Raw genomic sequence first — 22410 nt, 5'->3', positions numbered from 1 at the left:
AGCGCCGCGTGGCCCGTGATCCGGCGTGCCCGGTAGGCTGACCGGCGGAGCCGTGACTGGCGCGCTGGGATGGGACCGACCATCGGGGAGCGACTCCGTGAACTGTGTGCCGTGCGCCTGGGCCGACCCGTGAACGCCGAACGCCACGTCCGGAGGCCGTCATGTCCGAGCCCCTGTCCACCGAGTCCACCGCCTTCCGCAGCGCCCTCGACGTGATCCGGGCCGTGGAGCCCCGCGTCGCGGACGCCATCGGCCAGGAAGTCGCCGACCAGCGCGCCATGCTCAAGCTGATCGCGTCCGAGAACTACGCCTCCCCGGCCACTCTGCTGGCCATGGGGAACTGGTTCAGCGACAAGTACGCGGAGGGCACCGTCGGCCGCCGCTTCTACGCCGGCTGCCGCAACGTCGACACCGTCGAGGCCCTCGCCGCCGAGCACGCCCGCGAACTCTTCGGCGCCGAGCACGCCTACGCCCAGCCGCACTCCGGCATCGACGCCAACCTCGTCGCCTTCTGGGCCGTCCTCGCCGCCCGCGTCGAGGCCCCGGCCCTCGCCAAGGCCGGCGTCCGCAATGTCAACGACCTCTCCGAGGCCGACTGGGCCGAACTGCGTCAGGCCTTCGGCAACCAGCGCATGCTCGGCATGTCCCTGGACGCCGGCGGTCACCTCACCCACGGCTTCCGCCCGAACATCTCCGGCAAGATGTTCGACCAGCGTTCCTACGGCACCGACCCCGCCACCGGCCTCATCGACTACGAGGCCCTGCGCGTCTCCGCCCGCGAGTTCAAGCCGATGATCCTCGTCGCCGGGTACTCCGCCTACCCCCGTCTGGTGAACTTCCGGATCATGCGGGAGATCGCCGACGAGGTCGGCGCGACGCTGATGGTCGACATGGCGCACTTCGCCGGTCTCGTCGCCGGCAAGGTCCTCACCGGAGACTTCGACCCGGTCCCGCACGCCCAGATCGTCACCACCACCACCCACAAGTCGCTGCGGGGCCCGCGCGGCGGCATGGTGCTGTGCGACGAGTCCCTCGCCGAGCAGGTCGACCGCGGCTGCCCGATGGTCCTCGGCGGCCCCCTCCCGCACGTCATGGCCGCCAAGGCCGTCGCGCTCGCCGAGGCCCGCCGACCCGAGTTCCGCGACTACGCCCGCGCCGTCGTCGACAACGCCCGCGCTCTCGCCGAGGGTCTGATGCGCCGCGGCGCCACGCTGGTCACCGGCGGCACCGACAACCACCTGAACCTGATCGACGTCGCGTCCTCCTACGGCCTCACCGGCCGCCAGGCCGAGTCCGCGCTGCTCGACTCGGGCATCGTCACCAACCGCAACGCCATCCCCGCCGATCCCAACGGCGCCTGGTACACCTCGGGTATCCGCATCGGTACGCCCGCTCTGACCACCCGTGGTCTGGGGACGGCCGAGATGGACGAGATCGCCGGTCTGATCGACCGCGTCCTCACCGTCGCCGAGCCGGGCACCACCGCCAAGGGCAACCCGTCCAAGGCCCAGCACGTCCTGGACCCGAAGATCTCCGACGAGATCGCGCACCGTGCCACCGACCTGCTGGCCCCCTTCCCGCTCTACCCGGAGATCGACCTCGGCTGACCCTCTCCGGCCCCAGGGCCGGCCGGTTTTTACAGGTCGATCAGTTCCTGTCGTGGTTCCCGCGGCGGTCCGGCAGTGTCGTGCCGGGCCGCCGCGCGGCGTATCAGACGGCTGCCGCCCGCACCGACGAGCAGGCCCACCGCCAGTCCGGCCGCCGCCCACTTCACGGACTCGGCCGGAGCGGTGTCCCGCTCCGCCGAAGGCACCGCGGGGGTCCCCGGGCCGAACGGTCCTCCGTGCTCCACCAGCCGGTCGAACACCGAGCGCGGTGCCCGGTGCCAACGGACGTCGTCGTCAGCGACGTCCGGCGAGGGGTCCGACCGCACCCAGGGAGTGCCGTCCGGCGCGAGGAACACCTGGTCCTCACGCTCCATGGCGACGTCTCCGCCGGGAGCCCGGCTCGTCTGCGGCCAGCCTCCGACGCCCGTCATCCCCCAGATCACCGTGGCGCGCGCCGGCGGATAGTCGCCCGCCGCCCAGGCGTCGGGCACTCTCTCCGTGCCCGTGAACCGGGGTGTCAGGAGGCGCCAGAGCAGCGCGAAGTCCCGGTCCCCGGAGTGCAGGAGGGTGGTGTGCCCGGTGCCTGCGGCGACGACCACGGCCATGTCGGGTGTGTCGGCCCGCGCGGCCGTCGTGCCGGGAGCCGAGGCGAGCGCCGCCGGTGCGCCGAGCACGACCGGCACCAGCGACACCAGGAGCGGCCACCACCACCTCGTACGCCCACCCGACCACTCCGGCCACCCCCATCGCCACCAGGCCGTCCACCCCTCGCGCCACAGAGCCGCCCGGCTCGCCCGCCCCCACGCCGTCCGACCCACTCGCCGCCCCGCCGCCCGCCCGTCCGGGCCCCCGGTCCGTTCGCCGCAGTCGTGGTCGGTCCCCTCATCCGTCCACTCGTGCCAGCCCTCCGCCCCCGTGTCCGCGTGGTGTTCCGTCCGCCCGTGCCAGCCCTCCGCCCCCGTGTCCGCGTGGTGTTCCGTCCGCTCGTGCCAGCCCTCCGCCCCCGTGTCCGCGTGGTGTTCCGTCCGCTCGTGCCAGCCCTCCGCCCCCGTGTCCGCGTGGTGTTCCGTCCGCCCGTCCCGGCCGGCGTCCGATGCGTCGTCCCGCCCTCGCGTCGCGCGCTCGTCGTCCGACCGCGTTCCCTCGTCGCGACGGCGTTCCCTCCGAGCACCCCGGCATCCCGTCCCGTCGTCTGCCCGGCATCCCGTCCGCCCGTCCCCGTCCCGAATCCCCGCCCGAGGGGGCAGACCGCCCATCCGTCCCCCTCGGCCACCCGCACGCAGGACCCGCCACCTCATCCGTTCCCCCCGACGCTCGTAGGCCCGAACCGCCCCCTCATCCCTTCCCCGGCTGCGAGCCGATGCGCGCGCCCCGCCGCAGGTCCTGGTACTTCCCCCACCGTCTGCACCCACCGTCCACCCGCACCGTCTCCCACCGTCCTCACCTGCCGCGGACGTCTCCCGTCTGTCGCGCCCCCGTATCCGGGCCGGCCGTTTCACAGGTCCCGCGACAGCGGGCCACCGCTGTCCCGCACGTCGGTGTCACTTCTGGTACACCGCTCGACCCGCCCGGGTTCCCGCTCCGCACCCGGCTACTTCCGCGGGTCCAGCGACCGCGCGATCTCCACCGCGCGGGCCTTCGACGCCACGCCCTCCAGACGGAGGGTCACCTCGCCCCCGCGCGTCCACAGCAGGGTGGGTCCCGCGGTCCGCTCCGAGCGCGTCACGCGGCCGCCGGACGCGTCGACGAGCCAGAAGCTGAGCAGATGCGGCCGGGGGAACCACAACGCCGGATCACCGAAGTCGGCGTCCGCACCCCCGCTCCCGCTCCCGTCCACGCCCAGCGGCACCCACTCCGGCGGCTCCCGCACCGTCTTGGTGAAGCCGATGTCCAGGCCGGCCGGATACTCGTCCAGCCGGACCGTGCGTCCGTGCTCGCGCCAGCACAGGGTCATCAGGAACCGCACCTTCGGGTCCCGCGTCACCGTCACCGCGTCCGGCACCCCTAGGACGTCCGGCACGAGCGGCGCGAACCCCGCCCGCCGCCCCGCCTCGGCCAGAGTGAGCGAGGGGCCGCATCCCGGCACCTCGGCCCCGGGCGACGGCACCGCCGACGGGTCGTACCGCACCTCGACCCCGCCGAAGCCGAACCAGTCGACGACCGCCGCGCGCACCGGAGGCGTGAGCACGAGCACCGTCAGCAGACCGCACAGGCCCGCGGTCAGCACACGCCCCCTGAGCCGCACCCAGCGACGCACCGCGCGGAGACGCTCACCGGGTCCCGGGCGGACGGCCACCGGGACCGGGATCCGCTCGGCGAGTATCCGCTCCAGCACCCGCTCGGCCATCGACTCGCCGCGGGAGCCGCCAGGCCCGGTCAGTGACCGTCCGAGCGCGCGCAACTCCTCCGCGAGTCCCGGGGCGCCCTCGCGGGTCTCCCGGTCCCCGGACGCCCCCGGGCCCTGTCCCCTGTGCGGCTCAGACATGCGCGTCACCCCCTTCCCGGGGCCCGCCCGGCTCGAAGCCGGGCAGCAGTCGGCCGAGCTTGCGCAGGGCGCGGTTCAGGCGGGACTTCACGGTGCCGCGGGGCCAACCCAGGGCCTGGACCGTCTCCGTCTCGTCCATCTCCAGGAGATAGCGGTAGGTCACGACGAGCCGGTGCTCCTCGCTCAACTGGTCGAGCGCCGCGAACAGGGCCGTCCGGCGCTCCGCCCCGAGCGCGGCGGCCGCCGGGTCCACCGATTCCGGTATCAGCGGTTCCGCTTCGGTGAACGCCGCCTCGCGGCCCGCCAGCGTGCGCTGCCGCGCCGCCGTACGCACTGTGTTCCTCGTCTCATTGGCGACGATCGAGAGCAGCCACGGCTTGAACGCCGCGCCGTCCCGGAAGCGCCCCAGCGCGCAGTACGCCTTGAGGAACGCCTGCTGCACCACGTCCTCCGCGTCCGCGCCCGCCCCGAGGGCCCGGGCCGCTCTGATCGCGATGCCCGTGTGGGCGCGGACCAGCTCCGCGTACGCCTCCGGCTCCCCGGCGCGTACGCGTGCGATCACCGCGGCCTCGTCGACGACGATGCGGCCCCCCTCCCGCGTCCTCACACTTCTGGTACACCGCCCCGGGCCGATCGGTTCCCACCCGTGTCCGCTCTGTTTCGCGCGCGTTCCGGACCGGGCGCCCGTACCTGAGAGAATGGTGGGCATGGCCTCTGATCGTCCCCGCGTGCTCTCCGGAATCCAGCCCACGGCAGGCTCGTTCCACCTCGGCAACTACCTCGGCGCCGTGCGCCAGTGGGTGGCCCTGCAGGAGTCCCACGACGCGTTCTACATGGTCGTCGACCTGCATGCGATCACCGTTCCGCAGGAGCCGGCGGACCTGCGCGCCAACACCCGGCTCGCCACCGCCCAGCTGCTGGCCGCGGGCCTCGACCCGGAGCGCTGCACGCTCTTCGTCCAGAGTCATGTCCCCGAGCACGCCCAGCTGGCCTGGATCATGAACTGCCTCACCGGTTTCGGCGAGGCGTCCCGCATGACCCAGTTCAAGGACAAGTCCGCCCGGCAGGGTTCCGACCGCGCCTCCGTCGGCCTCTTCACGTACCCGATCCTGCAGGTCGCGGACATCCTGCTGTACCAGGCCAACGAGGTCCCGGTGGGTGAGGACCAGCGTCAGCACATCGAGCTGACCCGCGATCTCGCCGAGCGCTTCAACGGCCGCTTCGGCGAGACGTTCACGGTCCCGAAGCCGTACATCCTCAAGGAGACGGCGAAGATCTTCGACCTTCAGGACCCGTCGATCAAGATGAGCAAGTCGGCGTCCACGCCCAAGGGCCTCATCAACCTCCTCGACGACCCGAAGGCGACCGCGAAGAAGGTCAGGAGCGCGGTCACCGACACGGACACCGTCATCAGGTACGACACCGAGCTCAAGCCGGGTGTCAGCAATCTGCTGACCATCTACTCCACCCTCACCACGACCGGTGTCGCGGAACTGGAGGAGAAGTACGCGGGCAAGGGCTACGGTGCGCTGAAGACGGACCTCGCCGAGGTCATGGTCGATTTCGTGACGCCGTTCCGGGAGCGCACCCAGCAGTATCTGGACGACCCGGAGACGCTGGACTCGATCCTGGCCAAGGGGGCGGAGAAGGCACGCGCCGTCGCCGCGGAGACGCTCGCGCAGGCGTACGACCGGGTGGGTTTCCTGCCCGCCAAGCACTGAGGGCGCCCGCGCGACACCGTTCGACAGCGCGTACGAGACGAGAGCAACACCGGTACGACGGCCGGTATCGGGCCGTATCGCCGTACAGTCGAAGCCGAACCGGTGGCCGTTCCTGCGCGCAGGAACACCGGACATCGACACAACGACAGGAGACGACGTGGGGACCGTAACGATCGGAGTGTCGATCGCGGTCCCGGAGCCTCATGGCAGCCTGCTCCAGGAGCGGCGCGCGGGCTTCGGGGACCCCGCGGCTTGTGACATTCCCACACACGTCACGCTGCTGCCTCCGACGGAGGTGGACGCCTCGGCACTGCCGGCGGTCGAGGCGCACCTCCTGGAGGTCGCCGCCGCCGGACGTCCCTTCCCGATGCGGCTGTGCGGCACGGGCACCTTCCGGCCGCTGTCGCCCGTCGTCTACGTCCGGGTCGCGGAGGGCGCCGAGGCCTGCACCTGGCTGCAGAAGCAGGTCAGGGACACGTCGGGGCCGGTGGCCCGAGAACTCCACTTCCCGTACCACCCGCACGTCACCGTGGCGCACGCCATCGACGAAGCGGCGATGGACCGGGCCTACGAGGAGCTCGCCTCCTACGAGGCCCAGTGGCCGTGCACCGGCTTCGCCCTCTACGAGCAGGGCAGCGACAGCGTCTGGCGCAAGCTGCGCGAGTACGCGTTCGGGGGCGCGGTCGTCCCGCCGCAGGCCTGCGCGCCCGCGGACCGGGACTCCACACTGCCGGCACGCTGAGGGCCGCCCGGCCTTCCCGTCCGCCGGTCCCACGCGAAGGGGCGAACCCGCCCAGGGCGTCGCCGGACGGGGTGCGGGCCGGACCCCGTCAGATCGGCAGCCGCCGGAACACCGCCCGCGGTACGTGCCGCAGCGCCGACATCACCACACGCAGCGCGCCCGGTACCCACACCGTCTCCGAGCGCCGGCGCAGCCCCACCTCGATGGCCGCCGCGACCGCCTCCGGGGTGGTGGACAGGGGGACGGCGTCGAGGCCGGCCGTCATCTTCGTGCGGACGAAGCCGGGGCGTACGACCATCACCTGCACGCCGGTGCCGTAGAGCGCGTCGCCGAGGCCCTGGGCGAAGGCGTCCAGGCCCGCCTTGCTGGACCCGTAGATGAAGTTGGAGCGGCGGGCCCGCTCGCCCGCGACCGAGGAGAGCACCACCAGCGAGCCGTGCCCCTGCGTCTGGAGGGACCGCGCGCACACCAGTCCCGCGGACACCGCCCCCGTGTAGTTGGTCTGCGCGATCCGTGCCGCGGCCAGCGGCTCCCGCTCGTCGCGGGCCTGGTCGCCGAGGAGCCCGAAGGCGAGCAGCACCATGTCGAGGTCGCCCTCGGCGAAGACCTTGCCGAGCACTGTCTCGTGGGACGCGCAGTCGAGTGCGTCGAAGGCGACGGTACGGACGTCCGCGCCGAGTTCGCGCAGGTGCTCGGCGTCCCGCTCCAGGGCCGGTGAGGGGCGTCCCGCGAGCCACACCGTGTGGGTCCGGCGCGCGATCAGACGGCGTGCCGTGGCGAGCGCGATCTCGGAGGTGCCGCCGAGGATCAGCAGGGACTGGGGGGCTCCGAAGGCGTCCTTCATGTCAGCTCCTAGAGAGTGGGGGCGTGGGACGGCGTGCCGGTTCCCGGAGTTCGAGCCGGCGGGACAGATCCGAGGTGAACACGCCGCCGGGGTCCAACTCGGCGCGCAGCCGCCGGAACTCGTCCAGCCGCGGGTACATCCGGCCGAGCAGTTCGGGCCGCAGCCGCGCGTCCTTGGCGAGGTAGACGCGGCCGTCCGCCCGGGCCACCTCCTCGTCCAGTTCGTCGAGGAAGGTGCCGAGTCCGGGCAGGTTCGCCGGGATGTCCAGGGCGAGGGTCCAGCCGGGCATCGGGAAGGACAGCCAGCCGGGGTCGGCCGTCCCGAAACGCTTGAGGACGGCGAGGAAGGAGGGGCAGCCGCGCTCCGAGATGCGCCGCACGATCCGGCGCAGGGTCTCCTCCCGGCCGTGACCGACGACGAACTGGTACTGCACGAAGCCGGCGCGCCCGTAGACCCGGTTCCAGTGCGGCACCCCGTCGAGGGGGTGGAAGAAGGCGGGGATCGTCTGCAGTTCACCGGTGCGCGCGCGGGGGGCCCTGCGGTACCAGAGCTCGTTGAAGAGGCCGACCGTGGTCCGGCCGAGCAGCCCCTCCGGCACGAAGGAGGGCGCGGCCGGAAGCCGGCCGGGGCGGAACGCGAGGGGCTGTCTGCGCGCGCGGGCGGGGAGGGCGTCGAGGGGTGCGTGCTCGCCCCGTGTCAGCACCGCGCGACCCGTCGACCGGCCGCGTGCGAGCAGGTCGATCCAGGCGACCGAGTAGCGGTGGCGGTGGTCGGTGGCGGTGAGGCGGGCCATCAGGTCGTCCAGGTCCGTCGCGCGTTCGGTGTCGACGGACACCAGCGAGGTCTCCACGGGCAGGAGCCGGACGGTCGCCGACAGGATCACGCCGGTCAGGCCCATGCCGCCGGTGGTGGCGTCGAAGAGGGGGGTGCCGCGGTCCACGGTGCGGATCCCGCCGTCCGCGGTCAGCAGTTCGAAGGAGAGCACATGGCGGGAGAAGGAGCCCGAGCCGTGGTGGTTCTTGCCGTGGATGTCCGCTCCGATCGCCCCGCCGACCGTGACGTAGCGGGTGCCGGGCGTGACCGGTACGAACCAGCCGAGCGGGAGCAGGACCTCCATCAGCCGGTGCAGGCTCACCCCGGCGTCGCACAGCACGGTGCCGCAGATGGCGTCGATGGTGTGGACGCGGTTCAGGTCCGTCATGTCGAGCACGGCCCCGCCCGCGTTCTGCGCGGCGTCGCCGTAGGCCCGGCCGAGCCCCCGTGCGATGCCTCCGCGCGCCCCGCACATCCGGACCGCGGCCGCCGCCTCCGCGTAGCTGCGCGGGCGTACGAGCCGTGCGGCCGTGGGGGCGGTGCGGCCCCAGCCCGTGACGGAGACGGCCTCCGTCGTGACGGGGACGGAGACGTGACGGGGGGCGTGCCGGGCGGTGGGAGGGGGAGCGGAGCCGGTGTCGGAGCCGGGGGTGGTGTCGGCGGGCATGACCGTGACCGTATCGCCGAAAAAGGTGCATAACACCCCACTCTCCCCGGTGCCAACGGCTCCTCACCGAAATGGGTGATTAATGGGATGTCATAACAGATTGCCGTAATTCTGGGGTCACTCTCTAGAAGAGTGAGATCACATGGACGACCTTGACGACATGGACCGCCGGCTGCTGTCGGCATTCCACGCGTGCGGCACGGATCCACGGGTGGCGGCGGTCGCGCGCGTCCTGTCCTGGAGCGGGGAGCACGGCGCGCTGTGGCTGGCGGCCGGGCTCACGGGGGCGGCCTTCGACCGGGGGCGACGCGGCGCGTGGATGCGCGGCACCGCGCTCACCGGTACCGCCCACCTCGCCAGCATGGGCCTGAAGCGGATCGTGCGCCGTCCGCGCCCCGCGCACCTGGCACCCCGGGTCCCCACGGCCGGACGTCACTCGTTCCCCAGCTCGCACGCCACCTCGGCGACGGCCGCGGCGGTCGCGTTCGGTCGGCTCGGCGCCCGGGTGGTGCCACCGCTCGCCGCCGCCGTGTGCGTCTCACGGCTGGTCGCCGGCGTCCACTACCCCTCCGACGTCGTCGCGGGCGCGGCCCTCGGAGCCCTGACGGCCTGGCTCGGCGTCCACCGGACGGAGACCGGCCGTGGCTGAGCGCACGGTGCTCCTGGAACACCGCGGCACCCCACCCGTTCCCGCGCGCACCGGCAGCCTCGCGCTCGGCCTGCTGAAGACCGCCCGCCCCCGGCAATGGGTGAAGAACCTGCTGGTCACGGCCGCTCCGGCCGCCGCGGGCCAGCTCTTCTCCCGGCACGCGCTGACCCAACTCGCCCTCGTCTTCGTCCTGTTCACGGCCTGCGCCGCCGCCGTGTACCTGATCAACGACGCCCGGGACGCCGTCGCCGACCGTGCCCACCCGGTCAAACGCCACCGGCCGGTCGCCGCCGGCCAGGTCCCGGTCCGGGTCGCCTACACCGTCGGGGGCGTCCTCGCCGTCCTGGGCCCGGCCCTCGCCGCCTGGCTGTCCTCCCCGGTCACCGCGGCGCTGCTGACCGCCTACCTCGGCATGCAACTGGCCTACTGCGTCAGCCTCAAGCACGTCCTGGTCGTGGATCTCGTCGTCGTGACGACCGGATTCCTGATGCGGGCGATGATCGGCGGCCTCGCCCTCGGCATCCCGCTCTCCCGCTGGTTCCTGATCACCACGGGCTTCGGCGCGCTCTTCATGGTGTCGGCGAAACGGTACTCCGAGGCCGTCCAGATGGCCGGGAAGGCGGGGGCCACCCGCGCGCTGCTCACCGAGTACACCACCGGTTACCTGCGCTTCGTCTGGCAGCTGGCGGCCGGGGTCTCCGTCCTCGGCTACTGCCTGTGGGCCCTGGAGGGCGGGGGCGCGCCCCCTACCGGTGTGCTGCCCTGGCGCCAGCTGTCGATGGTCGCCTTCATCCTGGCGGTCCTGCGGTACGCGGTCTTCGCCGACCGGGGCACCGCGGGAGAACCCGAGGACGTCGTCCTGCGCGACCGGCCGCTCGCCCTGATCGGCCTGGTGTGGCTGGCGATGTACGGCCTCGCGGTCGTGAACCTGTGAGTCTCGCCCAGCGCGCCGAGGTCCCCCGGCCCCTCACCCGGGAACTCCTCGGCTTCGCCGCCGTCGGCCTCCTCGCCTACGCCGCCGACCTCGGCCTCTTCCTCTGGCTGCGCGGCGCCCTGGAGCTCGGCCCGCTCACCGCCAAGGCGCTGTCGTTCCTCGCGGGGTGCTCGGTGGCGTACACCGGCAACGCCCTCGGGACCTACCGGCACACGACGGCGCCGGGCCCGCGCCGGTACGGGATCTTCCTCGCCGTGCACCTGGCGGGCGCGCTCGTCCAGCTCGCCTGTCTCGCCGTCAGCCACTACGCCCTCGGGCTCACCTCGCGACGCGCCGACACCGTCTCGGGCGCGGGAATCGGCATGGCGTTCGCCACTGTCCTGCGATTTTGGGGTACCCGGACATTGGTCTTCCGAGGCGAGGGCAGATTCGGATCATGGACTGGCTGAGAAAGCTCCCCGGCGTGGGCCCTTTGGTCACTCGCCTGATGGCCACGCACGCCTGGCGGTCGTACGAGCGGCTGGACCGGGTGAAGTGGACGCGGCTCGCCGCCGCGATGACCTTCGTCAGTTTCGTGGCGCTCTTCCCGCTGCTGACCGTCGCCGCCGCGGTCGGCGCCGCCACGCTCAGCGTCAAGCAGCAGAAACAGCTCCAGGACAAGATCGCCGAGCAGGTGCCGGGGATCTCCGACCAGCTGGACATCAACACACTCGTGCAGAACGCGGGCACGATCGGGGTCATCGCGGGCGCCGTCCTGCTGCTCACCGGCATCGGCTGGGTCGGCCAGATGCGGGACTGCCTGCGCGCGGTCTGGGAACTGCCCGACAGCGAGGAGAACCCCCTGCTGCGCAAGCTCGTGGACGGCGGGGTCCTCGTCGGGCTCGGCGGCGCGGTGCTCGTCACCGTCGGCGCCTCCGCCGCCGCCTCCACGACGGTCGGCTGGACGGCCCGGCTGTTCGGCGTCGACCAGAACGGCTGGGGCGGAGGGCTGCTCCAGACCGCCGCGTTCGCGGTCGCCGTGCTCGCCGACTTCCTGCTGCTCCTGTACCTGCTGACCCTGCTGCCCGGCGTCCATCCGTCCCGGCGCCGGCTCGTCGTCGCCGCGCTCATCGGCGCCGCGGGCTTCGAACTGCTCAAGCTGCTGCTCAGCAGCTATATGAGAGGCATCGCGTCGAAGAGCATGTACGGCGCCTTCGGGGTACCCGTCGCGCTGCTGCTGTGGATCAACTTCACCGCGAAACTGCTGCTGTTCTGCGCGTCCTGGACGGCGACGGAGCACGAGGACCCGGCGCCCGGCGCCGACACCCGGAGCGGTCCCGCGCCCGGGGCCGACGCGCGGAGCGGTCCCGGGCCCGGGCAGGTCAGCGGCGCCGGCGCATGAGGTCCGGCAGCGGCCACCGGCGGTTGACCAGGAAGGCGCTGCCGGCCAGCAGGACCAGGAGACCGCCGGCGACGGCGAGCGCGATCCCGATCCCGCTCGAACCGTCCTTGGCCCCCGCGGAGGCGGCCACCGGCGCCGTCGATCCCCTGCCCGCGCCGGACGCGGTGCCGGAGGGACTGCCGGAGGGGCTGCCGGAGGGGTCCGAGCCCGCCTGGGTACTGGTGTCCGCGCCCCTCGGCGGTACCAGCTCTCCCACCGGCGTGATCTTGTCGGCGGCCTTGAAGCCCCAGTCGAGCAGCTGCGCGGCCTCCTTGTAGACCTCGTTGTGCTCGTGCTTCTCCGGGTTCATCACGGTGACCAGCAGCACTTTGCCGTTCCGTTCGGCGACACCGGTGAAGGTGGCTCCCGCGTTGGTGGTGTTGCCGTTCTTCACGCCCGCGATGCCCTGGTACGTGGAGATGTCGCTGTCGCCGGTCAGCAGCCGGTTGGTGTTCTGGATCTCGAAGGACTCCCGGCTCACCTTGCCTTTTTTGTCCTTCTTCGTCTCGCCGGGGAACTTGGCCCGCACCGTCGAGCAGTACTCCCGGAAGTCCTTCTTCTGCAGCCCGGAGCGGGCGAACAGCGTCAGGTCGTACGCCGAGGACACCTGGCCCTTCTCGTCGTAGCCGTCGGGGGTGACCACGTGCGTGTCCAGGGCCTGAAGGTCCTCGGCGTGCGTCTGCATCTGCTCGACCGTCCGCGCGACGCCGCCGTTCATCGCGGACAGCACGTGCACGGCGTCGTTGCCCGAGCGCAGGAACACCCCGAGCCACAGGTCGTGCACCGTGTACGTCTCGTCCTCCTTTATTCCCACCAGGCTGGAGCCCTCGCCGAGGTCCGCGAGGTCGGCGACGGCGACCTTGTGCCGTTCGGTCCGGGGGAACTTCGGCAGCAGCGTGTCGGCGAAGAGCATCTTCAGGGTGCTCGCCGGGGGCAGCCGCCAGTGCGCGTTGTGCGAGGCCAGGACGTCTCCGGACTCCGCGTCGGTGACGATCCAGGAGCGCGCGGTGACGTCCTTGGGCAGCACGGGGGCGCCGCTGCCCAGGTCGGCCTGGGTCCCGGGCAGCCCGAGCCGGGCTCCGCCCACCGTCGACATGTTCGCCGGCGGAGTGGCGCTCGGCGTCGTGGACGGTGACGGCTCGTCGGCGGCCACGACCGGAGCGGCCGTCAACGAAAGGGACAACAAGGCGGCGGATGTGACCAACAATGATTGCTTGGTGGTCTTCTTGATGGCGGGCACGGTCGAGAAAGTACAGGGCTCCGGCGGTGAAGTCCTCTCACCCTGCCCACCCCGGCGCCGGGTGACGGCCGATGGCGGCGATACTGGACCCATGAAGCTCAGCCGCCCCGTCTCCTGGTTCCTGCTCGCCTTCGGGGTGTGGAGCTGGGTCATCTGGATCACTTTCGTCAAGAACCTGTGGAAGGACGGCAGCGGGCTCGCGTTCGACGACGCGGGGGATCCGACGGCGTACTTCTGGGTCCATCTGACGCTCGCCGTCGTGTCCTTTGTCCTGGGGACGGTCGTCGGGGCCATCGGGTTCCGCGGACTGCGCGCCCTGCGACCCACCTCATAGCGACGGGGGACACGGGGCCGTGGTCATCGTCTTCCTGCTGGTGGGCCTCGCGGCCCTGATCGTCTTCGCGGGCCTGCACCACTATCTGTGGCGCCGTCTGGTGCGCGACACGACGACCGGTCCGGGGCTCGCGCGCCGCGCCGGCACCACGGTCTTCGTCGTCGGCCCCGTCCTGATGGTGGGCGCGGTCGCCGCGGAGCGCGGGGGCGCGCCCTTCTGGCTCCAGCGGACTCTGGCCTGGCCCGGCTTCCTGTGGATGGCCCTGGCCCTCTACCTGTTGCTCGCGGTCCTCGTGGGGGAGGCCGTACGGCCGCTGGTGGCCCGGCTCGTGCGGCGGCGGACCGCCGACGGGCCGGCGGTGCCCCGCGTCGCCGTGGCGGCGGCGGGACCCGACGCCCCCCGCCCGGCCACGGAACCGGCCGTACCGGTCGGCCCGCGGGAATCCGGTGCCGACGCGCCCGCCACCGTGTCCGGACAGCCCGACGCCCCCGCACGGCCTGCGACGGACGTGGACGCGGACGCGGACCTCGACGTGGACGCCGGGCGGGCGGGCGGCCTCGCGGCGGAACCGTCGCGGCGGCTCTTCGTCGCACGGGCCGTGGGCGGCGCCGCGGCCGCCGTCGCCGTGGGAACCGTCGGCTACGGCACCTACGGCGTCCTGCGCGGGCCCCGGGTGAAACGGGTGACCGTGCCGCTGGCCAGACTGCCCCGGTCCGCGCACGGCTTCCGCATCGCCGTCGTCAGCGACATCCACCTCGGGCCGGTCCTCGGCCGGGACTTCTGCCGGCGGGTCGTCGACACGATCAACTCGACGCAGCCCGACCTGATCGCGGTCGTGGGGGACCTCGTCGACGGCAGCGTGAAGAACCTGGGACCGGCCGCCGCGCCGCTCGCGGGGCTGCGGGCACGGCACGGCTCCTACTTCGTCACCGGCAACCACGAGTACTACTCCGGCGCCGCCCAGTGGGTCGCGGAGGTACGCGAACTGGGGCTGCGTCCGCTGGAGAACGCCCGGACGGAACTGGCCGGGTTCGACCTCGCCGGCGTCAACGACATCGCGGGCGAGAGCGAGGGCCAGGGCCCCGACTTCGGCAGGACGCTGGGCGGCCGGGACACCGCGCGGGCCGTGGTGCTGCTCGCCCACCAGCCGGTCCAGATCCACGACGCCGTACGCCACGGTGTCGACCTCCAGCTCTCCGGACACACCCACGGCGGCCAGCTCTGGCCCGGGAACCATGTCGCCGAACTCGCCAACCCCACCGTCGCGGGCCTCGAACGGTACGGCGACACGCAGTTGTACGTCTCCCGGGGCGCGGGAGCCTGGGGGCCGCCGACCCGGGTGGGCGCGCCGTCCGACATCACGGTCGTGGAGCTGGCCTCCCGGCAGGCCTGAGCGACGGCGGTCCGGCGCCGCCGCCGGGACGGGGTACCGGCCGTGTCACGGCCGGGACCCGCTGCTCCCGTCGGACGGCGCCGGGCCGCTCAGGGCGCCGGGTCGCTCACGGCGCCGGAGTCGAGCCGTACGCCGTCATGAAGCGGTCGCGGAAGGAACTCATCTTCCAGACCGGGGCGTTGTGCTCGGGCTGCAGACCGTCCGTCCACCCCCAGTCGGCGATCTTGTCCAGGACCTTCGGGTCCTTGGCGACGATCGAGACCGGCACGTCACGGCTGGCGTGGTTGCCGCTGACCCGGGCGATGGGCTGGTGGTCACCGAGGAAGATCAGCACGGTGTTCTTGTCGCCGTACTTCACCAGGTAGTTGATGAGGCTCGACACCGAGTACTGGACGGACTTGCCGTACTCCTGCTTCGACTTGGTGGAGTCGGTGATGATGTCGGCGGGCTTCTTGCCCGCCTTCTCGATCGAGTCGTAGATCGAGCCGTCGCCGACCTGGTCCTGCGGGACCAGCTCGGGGATCGGAGCCCAGGGCTGATGGCTGGAGGTCAGGATGATCTCCGACATCAGGGGCTTGTCGTGCTTCTTGCCGTGCACCAGGCGCTCGAACGCGGTCAGGGCGTACTGGTCGGGCATCGTCGACCAGCTGAACTTCGGTCCCTTGTACCCGAGTTTGTGGGAGTCGTAGACCTTGTCGAGTCCGTAGAACTTGGACTCGGGCCAGGCCTTCTGGACGCCCGGCATGACACCGACGGTGTCCCAGCCGCCCGACTTCTTGAAGGCCTTGGTGAGGGTCAGGTGGTCGCCCGCGGTGACGGTGCGGTACCGCTGCTGGTTGCTGATCCACAGGCCCGACAGGAAGGTGGAGTGTCCCAGCCAGCTGCTTCCGCCGTACGTCGCCGAGGTCAGCCAGCCGCTCTTCGCCGCGAACCCGGCCTTGACCAGCTTCTGGTTCTCGGCGGTGAGCGTCGCGTCCACCCCCGGTGCCATGACCGGGTCCTCGATCGCGCTGCGGCCGTAGCTCTCGATGAAGGTGATCATCATGTCCTTGCCGCGCAGGTCCGTCAGGAGCTGGTCCGGCGGGGTGTTCGCGAAGGCGTCCTTCTTCGCGAACTTGGCGAACGCCGCCTCGTCCCGCAGGGTCGCCTGCACCCGCTTGGTGCGGTCCTCGACGGACTTCGCCGTGCGGTCCGAGGCGACCGGCACGCCGGTGACCTGCACGCCGAGCGCCGCGCAGGCGATCCAGACGGTGCCGAGCACCAGGGTCGAGCGGGTGGCCGTCGCGGTGTGCCGGGACAGCAGGCCGGCGAGCCGGACGACCGCCAGCGACATGACGGCGAGCAGGACGATCACGAGCAGCACGAGGGCGACGGCGATGCCGAGCGTGGCCTGCTTGCCCATCGTGTCCTGGAGATAGGAGTACGCGTCGGAGAAGAGCGACCAGTCGAGGACGAGGTTGAACCCCCGCCCGAGGTATTCGGTGAAGCCGATGTCGAGGAGGTTCAGGACGGTCAGCACGCCGAGTATCAGTCCGGCGACCGCCGCCACCACCAGCCGGGGCCTGCGGGGCAGGACGATCAGCACGGCCGCGCCGAAGATCGCTTCGACCGGGATGCGCACGAACTCGCCGGGCCGGAAACCGGCGCTGCTGTTCGGCATGAGCAGCGCGAACAGTACGAGCACGGCGGCGAGGCCGGTGGTGGTCCAGGCCAGGACCCGCGCGGCGACCGGGTACTTCGCCCGCCACCGCCGCCACCGCCCCTTGACCGGCGCCACCCCGGGAACGACGTCGCCTCCGGAGGCGCCTGGTCCGGCGGAGGCCTCGGGTTCGGCGGAGGCACCAGGAGTGCCGGGCTCCGCGGGCCCGGCGACCTCAGCGGGTCGGTCCGCTTCGGCGGCCTCGACGGGTCCGGCCGCTTCGGCGGGCTCGGAGGAGCCGGCGGAAGCAGGGGCCTGGGCGTCCGCGGGCGACTCGGTGGCCTCCGGCGCCTCGGGGGAAGAGACGGGTTCGCAGGCGCCGGTGACCGTGGCGGACTCGGGGGAGTCCGTGGGGGCAGGGGGTGCGGCAGACGCGGGGGAGTCGGAGGCCCCGGCGGTGGTCGCGTCCGCGGGGGAGCCGGAGGGTTCCGTCTGCCCGGCGGCCGAACCGGACGCCGGGGAGCCGGTGAGCGTGACGGCCTTCGCGGGCTCGGGCGAGTCGGTGGGGGCCGCGGCCGCGGGGGAGTCGGCGGGAGCGACCGGTTCAGGGGAGTCGGCGGCTGCCGCGGTCTGCTCGGTGGCCCCGACGTGGCCGGTGGGTTCCGTCGGCGTCGGGGAGTCGGCCGGCACGTCGGCTCCGGCGGGGGCGGCTGCCCCGGCCGGTCCGGCGGGCGTCGCGGGGGCGGTGGTCTCCGGGGACGTCGGCGCGGGCGCGTCCGGCGTCCGGGTCTCCCGCGGGCGCGCCTCGTCGGGCGTCTCGTCCGTGTCCGGCAACTGTCGAGAGCTCGTGTTGAACGACAACCCGAAGGTCCTTCCGTGCGAAGCCCGGTGGTGGCGTGGCGGACCGGGCCGACTGGGCCGGGCCGCCTGCTTCTGTGTACGGCACCACGCCGGGCCGTGTTCAACACCCCAGGTCTGCTTATGTTCAAGGGCAACACCGCATATGTTCAAGCAGGTCAGCGCACCGGCAGCGTCACGGTCACGGCGAGACCCTCGCCCGGCGCGGTCCGTACCGCCACATCACCCCCGTGAGCCGTCACCACCCCCTGCACGATCGCCATCCCCAGTCCGCTGCCCGCACCGCCGCCCGCCCGGAAGAACCGGTCGAAGATACGCGCCGCGTCCTCCTCGGCGAGCCCCGGACCCCGGTCCGTGACACACAGCCGTACGACCCCGTCCGCACGCTCCAGACCGAGCCGCACCGGCACCTCGGCCGGCGTGTGCGTACGGACGTTGGCCACCAGGTTGCCCAGAACCTGGCGCAGCCCCGATTCGTCGGCGTGCACCAGCAGGGTGCCGTCGGCGCCCACGGTCACCGGCCGTCCCGGCTGCTGGGCGCGCAGATCCTCGGCGGCGTCCCGTACCAGCCGGCTCAGGTCGACGTTCCTGAACCGCAGCTCGGGCCGCTGGTCGAGCCGGGCCAGGGTGAGCAGCTCGTCCACCAGCCGCCCCATCCGGTCGGCCTCGGCGTTCATCCGGTCCCAGGCCCGCCGGCGCTCGGCCGGCTCGCTCAGCATCCCCTTGTCGTACAGCTGGAGGTAGCCGCGGATCGCGGACAGCGGGGTGCGCAGCTCGTGCGACGCGTCCCCGACGAACCGCCGCAGCTGGGCGGCGCTGCGCTCACGCGTCCGGTAGGCCGACTCCACCTGCTGGAGCATGGAGTTGAGGGCCAGCCGCAGCTGTTCGACCTCCTGGGTCGGATGATGGCTGGAGGGCACGCGGCGGGTCAGGTCGCCCTCGGCGATCGCCGACGACGTCTCCACCATGTCCTCCAGCGGCCGCAGCCGACGGCTCACGCTGAGCATGGTCAGCACCGCGAGCAGCGTCAACAGCAGCGTCCCCACGGCGAGATCGAGCCGCAGGGCCTTGGCTATGCCCTTGTGGAGCGCGTCGGTGGAGGCCGCGAGCAGCACATAGGTGCCGTCGGCGAGCCGCGCCCCGGTCGTACGGTAGGCGGCGCCGTGCACGGTGACGTCGTGCAGCGCCCTGTCCCGGACGAGGGCGCGCGGGTCGTCCACCGCGGCGATCAGCGCACGCTGGGTGCCGGTCGGCTTGAACCCGCCGATGCTCAGCGCCCGCCCGTCGTCGTCCAGCGCCGCGAAGATCGAGCCGGGCTGCGGGGAGCCGTCCGTGGCGGGGGTCAGGTGGTTGCGGACGAAGGCCAGTGTGGTCAGCGAGTCGATCTGGTGGAGGGTGAGCTGTGAACCGGTCAGCGAGTCACGTGTCTTGACCAGCTGGGCGTCGACCTGGTCGAGGAGATAGTGCCGCATGCCCATCAGGCTGACGGCGGTCGCGACGACGATGCCCAGGGCCAGCAGTGCCACGTTGGCGAGCGTCAGCTGGCCGCGCAGCGAGTGGATGCCGTGGTGGCGGCGCCGCGGGGGCCGGATGCCCATCCGGGCGGGGAGGAGACGGTCCGGGAGCCTCATGCGAGCCCGTACCCGACTCCCCGCCGGGTCTGGATGACCGGCGGTCCGAGCGGTTCGAGCTTGCGCCGCAGATAGCTGATGTAGGTCTCCACGACGGTCGACTCGGCCGGATGCTCGTACTGCCACACGTGCCGCAGGAGTTGTTCCTTGGGCACGATCCGGCCGCCGTTGCGGACCAGGAAGCGCAGCAGCGCGTACTCGGTCGGGGTGAGTTCCACGGTCCGCTCGCCGCGGTGCACGGAGTACGTCGTCTCGTCCAGTTCCAGTTCGCCGTAGCGCAGCGGCGGGCGCTGCGGCAGGACGTCGGCGTGCCGGGTGCGGCGCAGGACGGCGGTGATACGGGCGACGACCTCGTCGATGTTGAACGGCTTGGTGATGTAGTCGTCGCCGAAGCCGAGCGCGCCCACGATCTCCGCGGGCGCGTCCCGGGCGGTGAGGAAGACGACCGCCAGGTCCGGTTGCCGCAGGCGCAGTTCACGGCCGAGGGCCCGGCCGTCGCCGTCCGGCAGCATCACGTCGAGCAGGACCGCGTCGGGCCGGGTGCGCTCGGCCAGCGTGAGCGCGCGGCGGACGGTACCCGCGGTCATGACCTCGAAGCGGTGGTAGCGCAGGGCGATGGCCAGGACGTCAGCGATGCTCGGCTCGTCCTCGACGACGAGGACGGTGGCCCCCTCTTGAGCGGTCATGCCCCCAGTATCCGCACGCCCGTCCCGCGAGGGGGGCTGCTCCCGCCTTGGAGTTCCTTGAGAGTCATGGGCAGGTCGTTCAACGCGCGAGCGCGCCGGTCGATGGTTCTTCCAGGACCTGGGGGACCGGCCGACCGACTAAGGAGAGTTGAGCGTGGCGACATTGGCACGGTGGTGCTATCGGCACCGGCTGGTGGTCCTGTTGTTGTGGGTGGGGGCGCTGCTCGGACTGGGGACCGCGGCGTCCACCGCGGGCACGGACTACGCGAACGTGTTCTCCCTGCCCGACACGGACTCCAAGCGCGCGTACGACCTGATGGAGAAGGCCTTCCCGGACCGCGCGGGCGACACCGACACGGTGGTGTGGAAGGTCGACGCGGGTACGGTCCGGGACCAGGCCGTACGCTCCCGGATCCAGCCGGTGCTCGACAGGATCGGCGGGATGAAGGGGGTGGGCGGCGTCACCAGCCCGTACTCGGGCGCGCAGGGCGCGGCGCAGATCAGCGAGGACGGGCGGATCGCCTACGCCCAGGTCACCTTCGCCGAGCAGGCCAACGCCGTCCCCAAGGAACTGGTGCAGAACGTCGTCGACACGGCGCAGGGCGCCGAACGCGCCGGTCTGCGGGTGGCCCTGGGCGGCCAGGCGATCCAGCGGGTCCAGGAACCGCCCACCGGGCTCGCCGAGATGATCGGCATCCTCGCCGCGGCCGTCGTCCTCTTCCTCGCCTTCGGCTCGCTCTTCGCGATGCTGCTCCCGATCGGCATCGCGATCTTCGGCGTGGGCACCGGGCTCTTCTCCACGCAGCTGATCAGTCATGTCACGGACGTGCCCGATCTGGCTCCGCTGCTCGCCACCCTGATCGGACTCGGCGTCGGCATCGACTACGCGCTGTTCATCGTCACCCGGCACCGGCGCGGCATCCTGCGCGGTCTGGATCCCGAGGAGTCGGCGGCCACGGCGCTCAACACCTCGGGACGGGCGGTGCTGTTCGCGGGCGGCACGGTGTGCATCGCGCTCGCCGGGATGCTGGTGACCAACCTGCGTTTCCTGGACGGCGTGGTCATCGGCACCTCGCTGACGGTCGTCTTCAGCGTGGTCGCGGCGGTCACGCTGCTGCCGGCGCTGCTCGGCTTCCTCGGTCCGCGGGTGCTCAGCCGCCGCCAGCGGCGCAAGCTGGCCGCCGAGGGAGGGCGTGAGCCGGAGTCCGCGAGCGGTCCGGCCGCGCGCTGGTCGGCGGGCGTGCAGAAGCGTCCGCGCACGATCGCGGTGATCGCCGTGGCCGTCATGGCCGTACTCGCGCTGCCCGTGCTGTCACTGCGGCTCGGTGCCACCGACCAGGGCAACGACGACGCGAGCACGACGACGAGGAAGGCGTACGACCTGCTCGCGGAGGGCTTCGGGCCCGGCTTCAACGGTCCGTTGCAAGTGGTGTCGTCCGGCGGCGACACGGACGCGCTCGTGCGGGGCATCCGCGCGACCGACGGTGTCGCCCGGGTCGCCGCGCTCCCGCCCGCCGGGGGCGTCACGGTGATCCAGGTCGTGCCGACCACCTCGCCGCAGTCCGAGAAGACCGACCAGCTCATCGACGCCCTGCGCGACAAGGCGATCCCGGACTCCGGCGTCCAGGCCCACGTGGGCGGTGTGACGGCGATCTCCAAGGACTTCTCGACCGTGACCGGTGACCGCCTCCCGCTCTTCGTCGCCACCATCATCGGCCTCGGCTTCCTGCTCCTGATGGTCGCCTTCCGCTCCCTGGTGGTGCCGCTCACGGCCGCCGTGATGAACCTGATCGCGGCCGCCGCGTCCTTCGGTGTGCTCGTCGCGATCTTCCAGTGGGGCTGGGGCCTGGACCTGCTGGGCCTCGGCAAACAGGGGCCGATCAACGCCTTCCTGCCCGTCATCATGCTCTCGCTGCTCTTCGGCCTGTCCATGGACTACCAGGTGTTCCTGGTGAGCCGGATGCACGAGGAGTGGGTGCACACCAGGGACAACGCGCGGGCGGTCCGGGTCGGTCTCGCGGAGACCAGTCGGGTCATCAACTCCGCCGCCCTGATCATGGTCTGCGTCTTCCTGGCCTTCGTCCTGAGCGGCGACTCCGGGGCGGCGATGGCGGGCGTCGGTCTGGCGGCGGCGGTCGCGCTCGACGCGTTCATCCTCCGTACGGCGCTGGTGCCGGCCGCGATGCATCTACTCGGCAACTCCAACTGGTGGCTGCCGGCCGGGCTCGACAAGCGGCTGCCGCACCTGGCGGTGGAACCGGCGGAGGAGCCGGAGCCGGTGCCGGTGCCCGCGCAGGGAGGGGCGACGGCCGTCCACGGCTTCGTCCGCGACGCGGCGGGCGAACCCCTCGACGGGGCGGTGGTGACGCTGCTGTCCAAGGGCGGGCGCCAGCTGGACCGGGTGACGTCACTGGCCGACGGCTCGTACATCGTGTCGGTGCCGGCCCCGGGCACCTACCTGCTGGCGGCCACCGCACCCTCGTACACCGCCCGTGCCGGTCACGTGCTCGTGGGCGGCGAACCGCTGGTGCACGACGTGGAGTTGACGGAGGACGAGGTCGACGCCGTCAACTAGTCGTGGACCGAACGGCCTTCAGGGTCTCGTCGAAGTCCGGGCTGGCCCCGGCGCCGGTCGGGTCGGGCAGCGCGGCGAGTTCCGCGGGGGCGTGGACGCGATGACTCGCGTACTCGTCCCCGCGGGGCTCGGCCATCGCGGGGGACGCCGGTGCCCGCGGTCGACGATCACA

Annotated in this window: 20 protein-coding genes and 1 riboswitch; of the genes, 10 read left to right on the top strand and 10 right to left on the bottom strand. The window is 72.4% G+C overall.

What is annotated here, in order from left to right; genetic code table 11:
- The first annotated feature begins 42 nt into the window (after nt 1–42).
- A riboswitch (ZMP/ZTP riboswitch) is annotated at nt 43–130 on the top strand.
- A gap of 31 nt (nt 131–161) precedes the next feature.
- The gene (locus GFH48_RS16540) at nt 162–1607 is read left to right on the top strand and encodes a glycine hydroxymethyltransferase (protein ID WP_153289017.1); all 1446 of its coding nucleotides are present in this window, start codon (nt 162–164) and stop codon (nt 1605–1607) included.
- A 29-nt stretch (nt 1608–1636) separates the two neighbouring features.
- On the opposite strand, the gene GFH48_RS16535 is transcribed toward GFH48_RS16540, so the two are convergent.
- The 3 genes from GFH48_RS16535 to GFH48_RS16525 form a co-directional block, all read right to left on the bottom strand.
- Entirely contained in the window at nt 1637–2299 is a 663-nt protein-coding gene (locus tag GFH48_RS16535) for a hypothetical protein (protein ID WP_407698642.1), read from the bottom strand.
- A gap of 899 nt (nt 2300–3198) precedes the next feature.
- Nucleotides 3199–4092 (bottom strand): hypothetical protein, encoded by an 894-nt coding sequence (locus tag GFH48_RS16530; RefSeq protein ID WP_153289016.1) that lies wholly within the window; start codon nt 4090–4092, stop codon nt 3199–3201.
- Nucleotides 4085–4699 (bottom strand): RNA polymerase sigma factor, encoded by a 615-nt coding sequence (locus tag GFH48_RS16525; protein ID WP_407698641.1) that lies wholly within the window; start codon nt 4697–4699, stop codon nt 4085–4087. Before GFH48_RS16525 ends, GFH48_RS16530 begins: the two co-directional genes overlap by 8 nt.
- Before the next feature lie 100 nt (nt 4700–4799).
- On the opposite strand from GFH48_RS16525, the gene trpS reads away from it, so the two are divergent.
- Nucleotides 4800–5813: a tryptophan--tRNA ligase gene (trpS, locus tag GFH48_RS16520; protein WP_153289015.1), complete on the top strand. Its 1014-nt coding sequence runs from the start codon at nt 4800–4802 to the stop codon at nt 5811–5813.
- Nucleotides 5814–5970: 157 nt separating this feature from the next.
- Nucleotides 5971–6555, top strand: coding sequence for a 2'-5' RNA ligase family protein (locus tag GFH48_RS16515; protein WP_153289014.1), 585 nt, complete (start codon nt 5971–5973; stop codon nt 6553–6555).
- An 88-nt stretch (nt 6556–6643) separates the two neighbouring features.
- On the opposite strand, the gene GFH48_RS16510 is transcribed toward GFH48_RS16515, so the two are convergent.
- Entirely contained in the window at nt 6644–7399 is a 756-nt protein-coding gene (locus GFH48_RS16510) for a decaprenylphospho-beta-D-erythro-pentofuranosid-2-ulose 2-reductase (protein ID WP_153289013.1), read from the bottom strand.
- A gap of 1 nt (nt 7400) precedes the next feature.
- Nucleotides 7401–8879: an FAD-binding oxidoreductase gene (locus tag GFH48_RS16505; RefSeq protein WP_153289012.1), complete on the bottom strand. Its 1479-nt coding sequence runs from the start codon at nt 8877–8879 to the stop codon at nt 7401–7403.
- 142 nt (nt 8880–9021) lie between these two features.
- Here GFH48_RS16505 and GFH48_RS16500 point away from each other — a divergent pair, with 142 nt between their 5' ends.
- From GFH48_RS16500 to GFH48_RS16485, 4 genes are read left to right on the top strand one after another with little or no spacing between them, the layout of a single operon-like run.
- Complete coding sequence (locus GFH48_RS16500; protein ID WP_153289011.1) at nt 9022–9528, top strand: phosphatase PAP2 family protein; 507 nt, start codon at nt 9022–9024, stop codon at nt 9526–9528.
- Nucleotides 9521–10462 carry a decaprenyl-phosphate phosphoribosyltransferase gene (locus GFH48_RS16495; protein ID WP_153289010.1) on the top strand — a complete coding sequence of 314 codons (942 nt, stop codon included), beginning with the start codon at nt 9521–9523 and terminating at the stop codon, nt 10460–10462. Before GFH48_RS16500 ends, GFH48_RS16495 begins: the two co-directional genes overlap by 8 nt.
- On the top strand, nt 10459–10911 hold the full coding sequence (locus GFH48_RS16490) for a GtrA family protein (protein WP_153289009.1): 453 nt from the start codon (nt 10459–10461) through the stop codon (nt 10909–10911). The genes GFH48_RS16495 and GFH48_RS16490 overlap by 4 nt, the downstream gene beginning before the upstream one ends.
- Complete coding sequence (locus GFH48_RS16485) at nt 10899–11843, top strand: YihY/virulence factor BrkB family protein (protein WP_153289008.1); 945 nt, start codon at nt 10899–10901, stop codon at nt 11841–11843. The genes GFH48_RS16490 and GFH48_RS16485 overlap by 13 nt, the downstream gene beginning before the upstream one ends.
- Here the strand turns inward: GFH48_RS16485 and GFH48_RS16480 are convergent.
- Nucleotides 11824–13122 (bottom strand): D-alanyl-D-alanine carboxypeptidase family protein, encoded by a 1299-nt coding sequence (locus tag GFH48_RS16480; RefSeq protein WP_407698640.1) that lies wholly within the window; start codon nt 13120–13122, stop codon nt 11824–11826. The two genes, GFH48_RS16485 and GFH48_RS16480, sit on opposite strands and share 20 nt — an antisense overlap.
- 91 nt (nt 13123–13213) lie before the next feature.
- Between GFH48_RS16480 and GFH48_RS39160 the strand changes: the two genes are divergently transcribed.
- Both GFH48_RS39160 and GFH48_RS16475 read left to right on the top strand, forming a co-directional pair.
- Entirely contained in the window at nt 13214–13456 is a 243-nt protein-coding gene (locus GFH48_RS39160; protein WP_228120626.1) for an SCO4848 family membrane protein, read from the top strand.
- Nucleotides 13457–13475: 19 nt separating this feature from the next.
- On the top strand, nt 13476–14849 hold the full coding sequence (locus tag GFH48_RS16475; protein WP_153289006.1) for a metallophosphoesterase: 1374 nt from the start codon (nt 13476–13478) through the stop codon (nt 14847–14849).
- 106 nt (nt 14850–14955) lie between these two features.
- Here GFH48_RS16475 and GFH48_RS16470 read toward each other — a convergent pair whose 3' ends face one another.
- From GFH48_RS16470 to GFH48_RS16460, 3 genes are all read right to left on the bottom strand, one after another.
- The gene (locus GFH48_RS16470) at nt 14956–17349 is read right to left on the bottom strand and encodes a sulfatase-like hydrolase/transferase (protein ID WP_407698639.1); all 2394 of its coding nucleotides are present in this window, start codon (nt 17347–17349) and stop codon (nt 14956–14958) included.
- A 155-nt stretch (nt 17350–17504) separates the two neighbouring features.
- A complete protein-coding gene (locus tag GFH48_RS16465) occupies nt 17505–18944 on the bottom strand; it encodes a sensor histidine kinase (protein ID WP_153292945.1) in 1440 nt (479 codons plus the stop codon).
- 29 nt (nt 18945–18973) lie between these two features.
- On the bottom strand, nt 18974–19663 hold the full coding sequence (locus tag GFH48_RS16460; protein ID WP_153289005.1) for a response regulator transcription factor: 690 nt from the start codon (nt 19661–19663) through the stop codon (nt 18974–18976).
- Nucleotides 19664–19826: 163 nt separating this feature from the next.
- Between GFH48_RS16460 and GFH48_RS16455 the strand changes: the two genes are divergently transcribed.
- Nucleotides 19827–22238, top strand: a complete 2412-nt coding sequence (locus GFH48_RS16455; protein ID WP_153292944.1) for an MMPL family transporter — start codon at nt 19827–19829, stop codon at nt 22236–22238.
- Here GFH48_RS16455 and GFH48_RS16450 read toward each other — a convergent pair.
- Complete coding sequence (locus GFH48_RS16450; RefSeq protein ID WP_153289004.1) at nt 22231–22374, bottom strand: hypothetical protein; 144 nt, start codon at nt 22372–22374, stop codon at nt 22231–22233. The genes GFH48_RS16455 and GFH48_RS16450 overlap by 8 nt on opposite strands.
- Between the last annotated feature and the right edge of the window lie 36 nt (nt 22375–22410).

This window comes from Streptomyces fagopyri, from assembly GCF_009498275.1.
GTDB lineage: Bacteria > Actinomycetota > Actinomycetes > Streptomycetales > Streptomycetaceae > Streptomyces > Streptomyces fagopyri.
Note: the sequence above shows the minus strand (reverse complement) of the source record. Positions and strands in the feature narration are given on the sequence as shown.

Excerpts from the sequence above, each read along its gene's own strand:
- GFH48_RS16540 (WP_153289017.1), top strand. The coding sequence starts at position 162 with ATGTCCGAGCCCCTGTCCACCGAGTCCACCGCCTTCCGCAGCGCCCTC.
- GFH48_RS16530 (WP_153289016.1), bottom strand. The coding sequence starts at position 4,092 with ATGTCTGAGCCGCACAGGGGACAGGGCCCGGGGGCGTCCGGGGACCGG.
- trpS (WP_153289015.1), top strand. The coding sequence starts at position 4,800 with ATGGCCTCTGATCGTCCCCGCGTGCTCTCCGGAATCCAGCCCACGGCA.
- GFH48_RS16510 (WP_153289013.1), bottom strand. The coding sequence starts at position 7,399 with ATGAAGGACGCCTTCGGAGCCCCCCAGTCCCTGCTGATCCTCGGCGGC.
- GFH48_RS16505 (WP_153289012.1), bottom strand. The coding sequence starts at position 8,879 with ATGCCCGCCGACACCACCCCCGGCTCCGACACCGGCTCCGCTCCCCCT.
- GFH48_RS16500 (WP_153289011.1), top strand. The coding sequence starts at position 9,022 with ATGGACGACCTTGACGACATGGACCGCCGGCTGCTGTCGGCATTCCAC.
- GFH48_RS16485 (WP_153289008.1), top strand. The coding sequence starts at position 10,899 with ATGGACTGGCTGAGAAAGCTCCCCGGCGTGGGCCCTTTGGTCACTCGC.
- GFH48_RS39160 (WP_228120626.1), top strand. The coding sequence starts at position 13,214 with ATGAAGCTCAGCCGCCCCGTCTCCTGGTTCCTGCTCGCCTTCGGGGTG.
- GFH48_RS16465 (WP_153292945.1), bottom strand. The coding sequence starts at position 18,944 with ATGGGCATCCGGCCCCCGCGGCGCCGCCACCACGGCATCCACTCGCTG.
- GFH48_RS16460 (WP_153289005.1), bottom strand. The coding sequence starts at position 19,663 with ATGACCGCTCAAGAGGGGGCCACCGTCCTCGTCGTCGAGGACGAGCCG.
- GFH48_RS16450 (WP_153289004.1), bottom strand. The coding sequence starts at position 22,374 with ATGGCCGAGCCCCGCGGGGACGAGTACGCGAGTCATCGCGTCCACGCC.